The organism is Polaromonas sp. P1_F8 (genome assembly GCF_056405635.1).
This window is the reverse complement of the sequence record NZ_JBFUBS010000001.1, coordinates 1,765,729-1,778,982: the sequence shown is the minus strand read 5'-3', so window position 1 is coordinate 1,778,982 and position 13,254 is coordinate 1,765,729. Positions and strand designations below refer to the sequence as shown.

At 63.4% G+C, this 13,254-nt stretch carries 10 protein-coding genes and 1 tRNA gene; 1 reads left to right on the top strand and 10 read right to left on the bottom strand.

The genetic code is table 11. The features are described from left to right. Positions 1-64 precede the first annotated feature (64 nt). From mdoH to AC1D1J_RS08415, 9 genes are all read right to left on the bottom strand, one after another. Positions 65-2,065 (bottom strand): glucans biosynthesis glucosyltransferase MdoH, encoded by a 2,001-nt coding sequence (gene mdoH / locus AC1D1J_RS08455; RefSeq protein WP_477694398.1) that lies wholly within the window; start codon positions 2,063-2,065, stop codon positions 65-67. Beyond that, the gene (locus AC1D1J_RS08450; protein ID WP_477694397.1) at positions 2,041-3,651 is read right to left on the bottom strand and encodes a glucan biosynthesis protein G; all 1,611 of its coding nucleotides are present in this window, start codon (positions 3,649-3,651) and stop codon (positions 2,041-2,043) included. The genes mdoH and AC1D1J_RS08450 overlap by 25 nt, the downstream gene beginning before the upstream one ends. A 240-nt stretch (positions 3,652-3,891) precedes the next feature. Next, entirely contained in the window at positions 3,892-5,253 is a 1,362-nt protein-coding gene (locus AC1D1J_RS08445) for a sigma 54-interacting transcriptional regulator (RefSeq protein ID WP_477687291.1), read from the bottom strand. Next, positions 5,250-5,939, bottom strand: a complete 690-nt coding sequence (locus AC1D1J_RS08440) for a hypothetical protein (protein ID WP_477687292.1) — start codon at positions 5,937-5,939, stop codon at positions 5,250-5,252. The genes AC1D1J_RS08445 and AC1D1J_RS08440 overlap by 4 nt, the downstream gene beginning before the upstream one ends. Beyond that, positions 5,923-7,344 carry a sensor histidine kinase gene (locus tag AC1D1J_RS08435; RefSeq protein WP_477694396.1) on the bottom strand — a complete coding sequence of 474 codons (1,422 nt, stop codon included), beginning with the start codon at positions 7,342-7,344 and terminating at the stop codon, positions 5,923-5,925. The genes AC1D1J_RS08440 and AC1D1J_RS08435 overlap by 17 nt, the downstream gene beginning before the upstream one ends. 32 nt (positions 7,345-7,376) lie before the next feature. Further along, positions 7,377-8,720 carry a tRNA (N6-isopentenyl adenosine(37)-C2)-methylthiotransferase MiaB gene (miaB, locus tag AC1D1J_RS08430; RefSeq protein ID WP_477687294.1) on the bottom strand — a complete coding sequence of 448 codons (1,344 nt, stop codon included), beginning with the start codon at positions 8,718-8,720 and terminating at the stop codon, positions 7,377-7,379. Between the two features lie 112 nt (positions 8,721-8,832). Next, entirely contained in the window at positions 8,833-9,297 is a 465-nt protein-coding gene (locus AC1D1J_RS08425; RefSeq protein ID WP_477687295.1) for a hypothetical protein, read from the bottom strand. A gap of 89 nt (positions 9,298-9,386) precedes the next feature. After that, positions 9,387-9,463: transfer RNA gene (locus AC1D1J_RS08420), tRNA-Met, on the bottom strand. Between the two features lie 125 nt (positions 9,464-9,588). Continuing rightward, on the bottom strand, positions 9,589-10,386 hold the full coding sequence (locus AC1D1J_RS08415) for an enoyl-CoA hydratase (protein WP_477694395.1): 798 nt from the start codon (positions 10,384-10,386) through the stop codon (positions 9,589-9,591). A 103-nt stretch (positions 10,387-10,489) separates the two neighbouring features. Here AC1D1J_RS08415 and AC1D1J_RS08410 point away from each other — a divergent pair, with 103 nt between their 5' ends. Next, complete coding sequence (locus tag AC1D1J_RS08410; protein ID WP_477694394.1) at positions 10,490-11,308, top strand: enoyl-CoA hydratase-related protein; 819 nt, start codon at positions 10,490-10,492, stop codon at positions 11,306-11,308. A 32-nt stretch (positions 11,309-11,340) separates the two neighbouring features. Here AC1D1J_RS08410 and AC1D1J_RS08405 read toward each other — a convergent pair whose 3' ends face one another. Continuing rightward, positions 11,341-13,143 carry a M61 family metallopeptidase gene (locus AC1D1J_RS08405; RefSeq protein ID WP_477694393.1) on the bottom strand — a complete coding sequence of 601 codons (1,803 nt, stop codon included), beginning with the start codon at positions 13,141-13,143 and terminating at the stop codon, positions 11,341-11,343. Between the last annotated feature and the right edge of the window lie 111 nt (positions 13,144-13,254).

Genomic DNA, 13,254 nt, shown 5'->3' with positions numbered 1-13,254 from the left:
CCTGTCATGAAAAAAGCCGCTCCAAGCGGCTTTTTTCATGGGTTGCCCGGAAGTCGGGCCATTTTCAGGCCGCCTTCAGCCGTGGCTTGGCCAGCCGGCTTGCATGCAGCCAGGCGCGTCGCAGCACTGCCGGCGAACGGGTCTCTTCCGGGATCAGCAGGTAGTTCTGCGCACGCAGGGCCGTGCCCACGCCGACCTTGCTGGTGAGCACCGTCATCGGGATCGCCAGCAGCAGCGGCAGGCCGACCGGGATCAGCCAGATCAAAGCCCGTGCATCGATCACGGCAATGCCGACAGCCAGCAGCGCAATCACGCCGGACATGGGCGCCAGCTGCGCCAGCGCATGGCGCCAGGGCACAGCGGCCGCTTCGCGCGGGGGCGATTTCCATTCAAGCTTCAGGCCGGTGAGGGCCACCACCACAAACAGCGAATGCGCGAGCATGCGGATGGGGGCCTGCAGCAGTGCGATCAGGGTTTCCAGCAAAGCACTGCGCAGCAGGGCGACGGTGCCGCCATAGGATTGCTGCTGGCGGTTGACCAGCACGGCCACGATGCCCAGGACGCGCGGCAAAAACAGCATGCACAGCGTCCAGCCCCAAAGCGCCATCAGCTCGCCGGGCAGCAGCATCCAGTCGGCAATCATCGGCGAGCCCGACAGCCAGAGCGCCGTTCCCAGCGTGAGGAAGCACAGCCACAGTGGCGCCGACAGGTACGCCATCGCGCCCGTGCCAAACATCGAGCGGTGCACCGGGTGGATACCCGGCTCGGCGATCAGGCGGGAGTTTTGCAGGTTGCCCTGGCACCAGCGGCGGTCGCGCTGCAGCTCGGCCAGCAAATCCGGCGGCTGCTGCTCGTAGCTGCCCACCAGGTCGCCCACCAGCCACACGTGGTAGCCGGCGCGGCGCATCAGCGCGGCCTCGACAAAATCGTGCGACATGATGCTGCCGGCCATGCCGCCCGTGCCCTTGATATGCGCCAGCGCGCAATGCTTCATGAAGGGCTCAATGCGGATGATGGCGTTGTGACCCCAGTAGTGGGACTCGCCCATCTGCCAGAACTGCATGCCCAGCGTGAAGAGGCGCCCGGTCACGCGTGAGGCGAACTGCTGTGCCCGTGCGTGCAGCGTGACGTGGCCGATGGCCTGGGTCGCGGTCTGGATGATGCCGGCCTTGGGGTTGGCTTCCATCAACTTGACCATGGAAACCAGGCAGTCGCCGCTCATCACACTGTCGGCGTCCAGCACCACCATGTAGCGGTAATCCTTGCCCCAGCGGCGGCAGAAGTCGGCCACATTGCCGGCCTTGCGGTCGGTGCGGCGTTTGCGCAGGCGGTAGTAGACCTCGATTTGCGGCTGGTCGGGGTGGCCTGCCAGCTGGGTGCGCAGGTCTTCCCAGGCGGCGCGCTCGGCCTTGATGATGGCCGGGTTGCTGCTGTCCGACAGCACGAAGACGTCAAAGCTCTGCACATGCCCTGTCATCGCGACCGACTCGCAGGTGGCACGCAGGCCGGCGAACACGGTGCGCACATCTTCATTGCAGATCGGCATGATGATCGCGGTGCGTGTGGACGCATCCAGCGGATAGTGCTGGACTTTTTTCGCCGACAGCGCGTGTTTGTCACCGAAGATCGTGACGTAAAAGCCCATCATCGCCGTCATGAAACCGGTCACTACCCAGGCTGACAGAAGGGCAAACAGGCTGATCTGGCCGTACTGCAACCAGGCGTTGTCATAGTCGGGCTGCATGTCCGCAAAGATGCTGGTTGCCAGCACGGTACTGATGACCGTCAGCAGCAGGAATACTGTGCGCCGGCGCCGGGCTGCGTGCTGCCAGCGTTCAAGCCGGGCGGCAGGCAGGCGATGGGATGGTGCCGGCCCGGCGGCCCGGAATATCGACAGCATCGGCAGCAGCAGCGCGGTGGCCATGCTGTTCCAGAAGCCACGCCAGGGCCGGGGCACCATGGAGCCGCGATTCAGCGGTGGCGCGGTCACCGAATTGGGGTGGCGTTCCTCGCGCAGGGCGCTGCGTGCAGCGGATGGAGTCAGAGTGTGATCAGGTTGGTCCATGTTTCGCTCACAGTGTGGTTGTCATGTTTGAGGAAGGCGCGCAGCTCAACAGGCTGGGCCGGGTTCAGCCGCAGCACGCGCAGCGTCATGCGCCATGCGCCGGTGGCGGGATTCTTGTAGGCCATGCTTTCGAGCACACGGCCATTGGCGTTGGCGCTGGAGATGGCTTCGACCTTGGCGTCCTCGGGCAGCGCGTCCAGCGCCGGGCCGGCAAAGTCGATGACGTACTGGACCTGGCCCGTGAGATCGGTTCCGGCCTTCGAGTACCCGGTGCCGCGGCGTGATTGCGTGACCCAGCTGTTGGGTGGCAGTTGCTGGTTCTTGCCCTGCCAGCTGATTTGCCAGGCGATGTCCAGCGACTGGCCAGGTGCTGGCATTTTTTCGGGTACCCAATAGGCCACCACGTTGTCATGGGTCTCATCCGGCGTGGCAAATTGAAACAGCTCGACCCGGCCGGCGCCCCAGTCGCCCACGGGCGTGACCCAGGCGCTGGGCCGCGTCTCATACCGGGCTTCGGTGTCTTCGTAGTTGGAAAAGGCGCGGTCGCGTTGCATCAGGCCAAAGCCCTTGAGCGACTTCATGGCGAAAGACGTCACCAGCGGGGAGGACGGATTTTGCAGGGGCCGCCAGAGCCATTCACCGTCACCCGTAGCCATCATCAGGCCGTCGGAGTCGTGCACTTCGGGCCGGAAATCGCCGGGGCGGGGCTGGTTTTCGCCAGAGAAAAACATGCTGGTCAGGGGCGCGATGCCCAGCGAGGTCACGGGCGCGCTGTTGCCGGAGGTTGTGGCCGGGCGCATGAAAATGCGCGCCTGGACATTCGTGGTGGTTTGCTCGCCGGCCTGGATGTCAAAACGGTAGGCGCCCGTCATGCGCTGCGAATCCATCACGGCGAACACTGTCAGTTGCTTGCCGTCACCCGTGGGCCTTTGCAGCCAGAAATCCGTGAAACGGGGAAACTCTTCCTTGGCGCCGCCCGCACCACCGGCGGTGTCGACGGCCAGGCCGCGTGCCGAGAGGCCGTAGCGCTGGCCCGAACCCAACGCGCGGAAGTAGGTTGCGCCGGTGAATACGGCCAGCTCGTCCTTGTAGGTGGGCGAGTTGAGGTTGCTGAAAAAGCGCACCCCGCCGTGGCCCAGGTCGCCCCAAGTCTCAGGTGACAACTTGTTTTTTCCGAAATCGAATGTGGCCGGGTCGTAGGACACACGCTTCACGCCGCTTGTCGTGATTTCGTGAATGCGCACCGAGTCACCATGCCGGCCGACGTGGAAAAAATTCGCCTCAAAGGGCAGTTTGTCTGCGCGCCACAGCGTGCTGGCGGCGTTGAAACGGATGTCGCGGTAGTCGTCGTACGCCATCCTGGCGAGCTCGGTGGGCACGGCATGAGACGCCTCGCGCCAGGGCGCTTGTGAGCGCTGGCGGGCGATTGCGGCCACATCGTCCAGGTTGAAGGCGTATGCCTGGCCCGCTGCGAGCGTCAGTACCGCAAGGCTTGCGTAGGCTGCGATACGGGCCCGCAGGAGAAAGCTGCCGCGGCGGTTGCGGCCGCCGGAGGTGTCGAAAAAAGGCAGGAAAAAAGCTGGCATGCCATGACTAGGGCAAACCCTGTGCCAACTTTAAAAAACTGTTTTAAATCAATGACTTAAACGTGATACCTGACATAACCAAATGTAATCAGTCACAGGAGCACCCAAAACCCCTGTTTTTGTCGCCAATCAGCGACAAGTTTCGCGGGTGTTTGGATTAAATTGTTTTAAATCAAAGGCTTAAACCTGTCGCCAGTCAGCGACGGCACGCGGCGGCATGGCGACAAACTCAGGACAAGCCTAGGCCTTGAAGTGGCCCGGCGTTAGCCCGTGCTTTTGCATCAGGCGGTAAAACTCGGTCCGGTTGCGGTCCGCCAGCCGGGCCGCATCGGCCACATTGCCGTCTGTCAATTTGAGCAGCCCGACCAGGTAATCCCGCTCGAAGTGTTGCCTGGCTTCCGCATAGGTGAGCACTTGCACGCTGGGTGAGCGCAAGGCCCGCTGCACCAGCGCCAGCGGCACCAGCGGGGTGGTGGACAGAGCACAAACCTGCTCCACCACGTTATAGAGCTGGCGCACGTTGCCTGGCCAGGCGGCCGTGGTCAGGGCCTTGAGGGCCTCAGGTGCGAAACCGCTCAGGCGCTTGTCGTACTTGGCCGCCAGTTTGAGGAGAAAGTGGTTGGCCAGCAACGGGATATCTTCGCGGCGCTCCGACAGCGGGGGCAAGGTCAGCGTGACAACGTTGAGCCGGTAATAAAGGTCGGCACGGAACTGGCCCTCAGCCATGGCAGCGTCAAGGTCGCGATGCGTGGCCGAGATGATGCGCACATCCACCGGAATCGACTGGCTGGAGCCCAGCGGCCGCACGACGCGTTCCTGCAACACGCGCAGCAGCTTGACCTGGAGCGCGGGCGGCATGTCACCGATTTCATCGAGCAGCAGAGTGCCGCCGTCTGCGGCCTGGAAAAGGCCTTTGTGATTGGCCACCGCGTCGGTGAAGGCGCCCTTGACATGGCCAAACAGCTCGGATTCCAGCAAGGCCTCGGGAATGGCGCCACAGTTCACGGCAATAAAGGGCTTGCTGGCCCGTGCGCCTGCCTGGTGGATGGCTTGTGCGAGCAGCTCCTTGCCGGTGCCGCTTTCACCGCGCAGCAGCACGCTGGCGTCCGACTGCGCCACCATGCGGGCTTCAGCCAGGGCTTCTGCCATGCGGCTGGAGCGGCTGATGATCTGGTTTTGCCAGGCTTCGGGGCTGCCCCGTTTGGCCGGGTTCACGGGGGCGCTCAGCGCCAGCGCCTGGGCAATCTTGTCAAGCAGGCTTTTGCCGTCAAAGGGCTTGGTGAGATAGGTGAACACGCCGCGTTCGGTGGCTTCCACGGCATCAGGAATGGTGCCATGCGCGGTCAGCAAAATCACCGGCAGTGAAGGATGCTGCTGGCGGATGTCGTCGAACAGCGCCAGGCCGTCCCGGCCGGGAAGCCGCACATCGCTGAGTACCAGCTGCGGCCGTTCAATATGAAGCTGCGTCAGCGCCGCTTCGGCCGACGTGACCGCCGTGACGCGATAACCCGCTGCAGTGAGCCGCATGGTGAGCAGGCGCAGCATGTCGGCGTCATCATCAACGACGAGCAGGTGGGGTGCTGTCAGGGCTGAATCGTTCATGGTGCGGCGGGGCGGGCCCGGCTGGCAGGGGGTGTGGGCGCCGAGGCCGTTGCCGCCGGCGGCCGGCTGGTCAGGCTGCGTTCAATCGCCTTCAGCGCCTCCAGCCGCTCGTTGGTCTGGTCCAGCCTGCGCTGTGCATCGCGCAGTTGCTGGCCTTGTTTGTCAAGCTGCTCTTCCAGACGGCGCTGTTCGGCATAACGTGACGCCAGCAGCCTTGCCAGCGGATGCAGCGGCTGGGCATCGGCATTGCCTAATACACGGGCAAGCAGCTCCTGGGCACGTATCAGTTCGGGCAGCTGCCGCAGTTGGGCCAGCACCAGTGAGAGCTGAAGCTGCGCTTCGGGGCTGGCGGCGTCTCCGAGCCGTCCGGTTTCCTGGGTGAGTTCCGGCGGCTGCATGAGGCGTACGCGCTCGGCGTAAGCCAGCATGCGCAAGGTCATACCGCTGGCAAAAACGACCGATTCCGGGAGCGGCGCGGGCTGGCTGGCGCTGGCCCGCGCTGCTTCGGCGGCAGAGGCTGCGGCTCGGGCTGCAAGGACGGCTGCGGTGTCAGGGGCGCGCTCGTTGGCGGGGCCGCCGCTGCTGCACGCGGCCAGCAATGCCGACGTCACCAGGGCCGGCAGCAGGCCGCGCCCGGAGAGGCGGGTCGCAAGCGAAAGGGGGGAGAGGTCAGTACTTGGAAACATGGGGAAGCTCGATTCTGAAGTGTGCACCAGGTTGGTCCGGCATCAAGATAATGCTTCCGCCATGTGCAGCGATGTACTCGTGCACGATGGACAGGCCGATTCCGCTGCCCCGGACCACGTCGACCGGCTGGCGTTCACCGCGGTAAAAGGGCTCGAAAATCCGTTCGCGGTCGGCCTGCGCCACACCGACACCCTGGTCGTGGATGTCGATGCGGACGAAGCCCCGCAGCGGACTCAGTTCCAGCCGGATCTGCCCTTTGGGTGGTGAATAGCGGATGGCGTTGGACAGGAGGTTGGCCAGCGCAGTGCCGATTTTTTCGGAGTCAATTTCCATCACAACGGGCTCGCCGACGACGCTGACTGTCAGGTCCCGTGCGCGCCACTGCAGGCGCTGCGCGTACACCTGCTCCTCAAGGAGTTGCAACAGGTCGACATTCTGGCGATTCAACTGGCGCGCCTCAAACGCGGCCGTATTAAAGCGCAGCAGGTCTTCAATCTGGCTTTGCAGTACGCCGGTGTTGTGCCTGAGGATTTGCGCTATTTCGCGCTGGTCATTGCTCAGCGTGCCGGCTACACCGTCTTCCAGCAGCGACACTCCTTCGCGCAGCGATGCCAGCGGTGTTTTGAGTTCGTGCGAAATATGGCGCAGGAAACGCGATTTGTCGGCGTCCAGCTCCACCAGCCGCAGGCGCAGCCAATTCAGCCGCTGTCCCACCAGGGCCAGGTCGGCCGGCCCCTGGATGGTGATGACCTGGTCGAGCCGGTTTTCCCCCAGGCCCACGATGGCGTTCTCCAGGCGCCTGAGCGGCAGTGTGAACCACACGCCGAACGCCAGCGCCATGGCGATAGCCAGCACGATGGCCCAGGTTACCTGCTGGGTCAGCCGCTGGCGGCTTGCCTCAAGCTTGCCCTCCAGCGACTTGTTGCGTTGCTGAATCGCCTGTTGCACCTGCACGGCAATGGCGGCGTTGACACTTTCCAGTTCGCGGAATTCCTGCGCCAGCTGGCGCTCCCGGTCCAGCGCGGTACCCGTCGGGCCGGTCAGCAGATCGCCGATGCTCTGCATGTGCGCGCGCCATTGCCGGGCTTTGGCCACCGGTACGTCTTCTCGCGCCAGATTGGTCAGGATGTTCGCAGCTTCACGGGCCTCGTCACCGAAGCGCTCACGCAATACCCGGTCGTCGAGGACGACCGACTGGCGGGATGTACGCTCCATCGATACGCTACGCTCGGCCAGGGACTGCGCCGCGCTGCTGAGTTCGAGTGCACGTGCGGCATTGCTGCGGCTTTGCAGCGAAAGGTCTTCCAGGGTAAACAGCGCCCGCAGCGAGGCGGCGCCCAGCAGGGCAGCAATCAGCAGGAAGGCGATCACCAGAAGTTGCCGGAACGAAAATCGTTGCAGCATGCGTGTCGAGTGCTTGAGCAACGTGGGCGGTCTCAGGCCGCCACGGCGACGTCCCGCGTCAGGACTTCGCCGCGCAGCGAACGCTGCGTGGCCTGGGTGATGGTGATGTCCAGCATCTGGCCGATCAGCCGCGGCTGGCCCTTGAAATTGACCACGCGGTTGCACTCCGTGCGGCCCATGAGTTCAGTCGGGTCCTTGCGCGAGGCGCCTTCCACCAGAATGCGCTGCACCGTGCCCTGACGGCTGGCGCTGATGGCGCGCACGCTGTCGTCAATCGTGGCCTGCAAATGTTGCAGGCGCTTGAGCTTGACCTCGTGCGGCGTGTCGTCATGCAGCGCTGCGGCGGGGGTGCCGGGGCGCGGGCTGTAAATGAAGCTGAACGAGGTGTCGTAGCCGATCTCGTCGATCAGCTTCATCATCTTGCCAAAGTCGTCTTCGGTCTCGCCGGGGAAACCCACGATGAAATCGCTGCTCATGGCCAGATCCGGGCGGATGGCGCGCAGCTTGCGGATGGTGCTCTTGTATTCCATGGCGGTGTAGCCGCGCTTCATGGCCATCAAAATGCGGTCGGAGCCATGTTGCACCGGCAGGTGCAGGTGGTTGACCAGCTTGGGCAGTTTGGCGTAGGCGTCGATCAGGCGCTGCGTGAACTCATTGGGATGGCTGGTGACATAGCGGATGCGTTCGATGCCGGGGATGTCGGACACATATTCGAGCAGGGTTGCGAAGTCGGCGATTTCGGCCGTGCCACCCATGGGGCCGCGGTAAGCGTTGACATTTTGCCCGAGCAGGGTGACTTCTTTCACGCCCTGGTCGGCCAGGCCCGCGACTTCGACCAGCACGTCTTCGAAGGGCCGCGAGACCTCTTCGCCGCGGGTGTAGGGCACCACACAGTAGCTGCAATATTTGGAGCAGCCTTCCATGATGCTCACGAAGGCGCTGGCGCCCTCGACGCGCGCCGGCGGCAGGTGGTCGAATTTTTCGATCTCGGGAAAGCTGATGTCGACCTGCGGCTTGCCCAGCCGGGTCCGATTGGCCAGCAGTTGCGGCAGGCGGTGCAGCGTCTGCGGGCCGAAGACCACATCGACATAAGGTGCGCGCTGGATGATGGCCGCGCCTTCCTGGCTGGCTACACAGCCGCCGACGCCGATCAGCACGCCTTTTTCTTTCAGGTGCTTGACGCGGCCCAGGTCGCTGAAGACTTTCTCCTGGGCTTTTTCCCGGACAGAACAGGTATTGAACAGGATCAGGTCGGCCTGTTCCATGTCCTGGGTGGGCTCGTAGCCTTCGGCGGCATGGAGCACGTCGGACATCTTGTCCGAGTCGTACTCGTTCATCTGGCAACCGAAGGTTTTAATGAAGACTTTTTTGCTCATGATGCTGACCGATTGGCGGTTTTCGTGGGCTGCCGCGGCTGCTATTGAATTAATAGCTGCCTGCGCCCATGTTTAAAGGGCGCGGGGCTGATTTTTCTTAAAGCTGCGAGCGTTACTGCTTGTAGGCAGGTAACTGGTCGTACGGCGTCTTGCCGTTGTCCACTGCCTTGGCAGGGGTGCCGCTGCTGAAATTGAAAATCGTGCCGGTGCCGCCCGCCCGCTTTTCCTTGGCCTCTTCCGCGTTGAGGATCCAGACCTCATGCACCTCGCCGGTGTTGCTGCGCACGTAGTTCACCACCAGCTTCTGGTTCAGGAGTGGGCCAGACAACACGAAATTGTTGTTGATGTCGTGAATGCGCGAGCCTACGGAGAGCCGGTCCTGCTTGCCGTCCATGGAGATCACCGGCGGTGCCACCACCACCATTTCGCCGCGGACGGCTTTGGGAGGGAATTTCCGGATGTTGGGCTTGACGGCTTCGGTCGAATCGGTCTGGGCCAGGGCCGGCAGGCTCAGCAGGCCGGCAGAAGCTGCCAGCATCATCAGAAGTGCGGCCAGGCGGGGAGTGCAGCGGTTCATGGTATGTGTCCAGAGGCTGTGAATAAACGGAAGAATAACAAAGAACAAAGCCTCAGGGGGAAAGACCCTCTGAGGCTTTGACGCATTCCTGGTGGTCGTAGGTGGACTTGAACCACCGACATCAGCATTATGAATGCTGCGCTCTAACCAACTGAGCTATACGACCGAACCCAAGATTATAACTATAAAACCACCCCCGTCCAGGCTCACTGCGTGTAGCCTGTTCCCCCCTCGAGGGGGCGGCGCCTGCGGTCTGGCAGAGCCAGTCCCGCAGCCCCTGCTGGTTGGGTTTCAGCGGTGTTTGAAGACGGGTTTGCGTTTGTTGACGAACGCATCCATGCCTTCTTTCTGGTCTTCGGTGGAAAACAGCGAATGAAACAGGCGACGCTCGAACATCACGCCGTCGCTGAGGCCGCTTTCAAATGCCCGGTTGAGGGCTTCCTTGGCGGCCATGACGCTGGTCTGGCCGTAGCTGCAGATCATCAGCGCGGCGCCCAGGGCTTCGTCCATGAGCTTTTCCAGCGGCACCACACGGCTGACCAGGCCTGAACGCTCTGCCTCCTGGGCATCCATCATGCGGCCCGTCAGGGTCATGTCCATGGCTTTGGCCTTGCCCACGGCACGGGGCAGGCGCTGCGTGCCGCCAGCGCCGGGAATGATGCCCAGCTTGATTTCAGGCTGGCCAAACTTTGCGTTGTCGGCAGCGATGATGAAGTCGCACATCATGGCGAGCTCGCAGCCGCCGCCCAGCGCAAAGCCGCTGACGGCAGCAATCACCGGCTTGCGGATGCTGCGGATTTGCTCCCAGTTGCGGGTGATGTAGTCGTTGTTGTAAACGTCGGAAAAACTGTAGGTGGCCATGGCGCCGATGTCGGCGCCGGCGGCAAAGGCCTTTTCGCTGCCGGTCAGGATGATGCAGCCGACGGTGTTATCGGCATCGAACGCCTTGAGGGCCCGGCCCAGCTCATCCATGAGCTGGTCGTTCAATGCATTGAGTTGCTTGGGCCGGTTCAGCGTGACAATGCCAACCTTGCGGGAGTCCGGGCCTTCGGTGCGGGTTTCAATGGTTTCGTAGGTCGTGGAAGACATGAAATAGGTCCTTTGGCTGGAAATGCGTCCGGCAATGATGCCACGAGCCGTGGCCGCCCATGGCTTGCCGCAATGCTAGATTCGGGAACAGGAGACTGCTGCCATGACTGCTTCCCATACCGGCTCCGCTGCCGATCCCACCGTTCTGTATGCCATCGATGGTGCCGTGGGCATCCTCACGTTGAACCGTCCGCAGGCCCTGAACAGCTTTACCCGGCAGATGCACCGCGACCTGTGGGCCGCCCTGGACAAGGCGCAGGCTGATCCGCAGATTCGCGCTCTGGTCATCACTGGCGCCGGCCGCGGGTTTTGTGCCGGTGCCGATCTGTCCGAATTCGATTTCGCGCCCGGCCCCAACCTGGTTGAGCGCGCCAATCCAGGCCCCGTCATTGACCAGGCCTTCAACCCCACGGCCCGCAAACTGCTGGGGCTGCGCATGCCGACGGTGGCAGCCGTCAACGGCGTGGCCGCGGGTGCCGGCGCATCGTTGGCCATGACGTGCGACATGGCCGTGGCCGCACCGGGCGCCAGTTTCATCCAGGCATTCAGCAAGATCGGATTGGTGCCCGATGCGGGCAGCAGCTGGCTGCTGGTGCAAAAGCTGGGGATGGCCCGCGCCATGGGGCTGGCGTTGACAGGGGACAAATTGCCGGCGGCGCAGGCGCTGGAATGGGGCTTGATCTGGCAGGTGGCGGATGACCCCGTGACGGCGGCTGTCACCCTGGCGCAGCGGTTGGCCAGCCTGCCGACCCTGGCGCTGGTGGCCACACGCCAGTTGATGCGTGAAGGCGCCACACGCACGCTGCACCAGCAACTCGACGCGGAACGCGACATGCAGGCCGCCTTGGGGCGCAGCCACGATTACATGGAAGGCGTGACGGCCTTTCTTGAAAAGCGTCCTGCCGTATTCAAGGGCGAATAACTTGTTGGGGAGGTGCGCCGCGCCAGGCCGGGTCAGGTTTTCTGGCCGAGCCAGTGGTCCATCAGCGCGGCATCCCGCACCGCAAGGCGCCAGGTGGTCAGCGCGGGCGGCATGGACAGCTCCAGCCGCAGCAGGCGTTTGTCGCGTGAAACCAGGGCAATGACTTTTTTGGCTGTGCCGGCGTAGTGCAGCAGGTCATCGAGCCGGTTCATGCGCCAACCGCCCTGCGGTTGCCGTGTGCCTGCGGCAATGGGTTCCACTCCCAGCCATTCATCTCCCGCCGCAAACCCGGCATGCTCGGCAGCGCCGCCACGCAGCACGGTCTTGACCTGCACCACGCCCTGGTTTTCACTGGCGCGCAAGCCCAGCCGGTGGGCCAGTTGCGCAGGTTCTTCGGCGACCGTCACGCCATGCTGTTCCAGCAAGGCCTTGAGCGGGAGTTCTTCGCGCCCATGCACCCATTGCGCCAGCTCGGTGGCAAATGGGCGGTGTCCTGCGGCTGCAAGCTCCTCTGCAAAATCTGTCTCGTGCAGGGGGCCGGCTTTGCAGCGCAGCCAAAGTGCGCGCATCACGTTGTCCAGTGTCGCGCCCCTGGCTGCCCCGCCTTCTGCCCGAAGCGTGAGGTCAAAGCACAGCGCCACCAGTGCACCCTTGGTGTAGTAGCTCACGGTGGCATTGGGCGTATTTTCATCCTGCCGGTAATACTTCACCCAGGCATCGAAGCTCGCCTGGGCGACGGACTGAACCAGCCGGCCCGGGGTCTGCATGACCTGGTTGATGGTCTTGTTGAGCAGCTTGAGGTAGCCGGCGTTGTCCAGCAGGCCGGCGCGGCGCAGCAGCAGGTCGTCGTAGTAACTGGTGAAGCCCTCAAAAAACCACAGCAGTCCGGTGTAATTCTCGACGCCGTAGTCGTAGCGTTCAAACTCCGCGGGACGCAGCCGCTTGACGTTCCATGTGTGGAAATATTCGTGGCTGATGAGGCCGCGCAGCGTGGTGTAGCCTTCTGCCGTGCGGGATTCACCCAGTCGCGGCAGGTCCTTCCGGTTGCAGATCAGTGCAGTCGAGTTGCGGTGCTCGAGCCCGCCATAGCCGTCGTCCACCGCGTTCAGCATGAAGAGGTAACTCTTGAAGGGTGGCTTTTTCGCGCCATGCCAGAAGCGGATCTCCGTTTCGCAAATCTTCTGGGTGTCCGCCAGCAGCCTGGCGCCGTCGAAGCTCGGGGCCGCTCCCGCTACCACCACGCGGTGCGGCACGCCGCGCGCAGTGAAAGTACCGCTCCAGAAAGCGCCCATTTCCACGGGGCAGTCCACCAGCTCGTCGTAGTCGGCCGCCCGGTAGGTACCAAACCCATGCTTGTTGACTGCCTGCGGCGTGAGCCCTGTGGCCAGCGACCAGCCCTTGGCGGCTTTCGGCGCGGGGATCTCCAGCAGGTGCACGGCTTTTTCCTGGCCCTGCACTTTCAGGCACAGGCTGGTGCCGTTGAAAAAGCCGCGATGGGCGTCCACCCAGGCACTGCGCACGGAGTTGTCATAGGCGTACACCTCATAGCGCAGCACCAGCGGTTTGGTGGGCGAGCAATGAATCTGCCAGGTGCATTTGTCGAGCTGTTCGGCGCGAAGCGGTGTGCGGCCCGTCTGGCGGGCCTCCAGGTTCTGCAGGTTTTTGGAGAATTCCCGCACCAGGTAGCTGCCGGGGATCCACACAGGCAGCGAGACCCTTTGTAAGGCGTCAGGCTGTGCGATCGTGAGGGTCACGCGAAAGAGGTGGGCGTGCAGGTCGCCTGTTTCGACGCGGTAGTGAAGGGGAACGGGGGTATTTCGTTGGGTGCCTGGCATGTTGTGCAAAGAATACCCCAGGTCCATGGTCAGGCGCTTGACGTGCATCCGGGGCGCTGAACCGGGAAAGGGGCTATTGCTATTAAATGTATAGCTGCTTGCGCTCGCCCT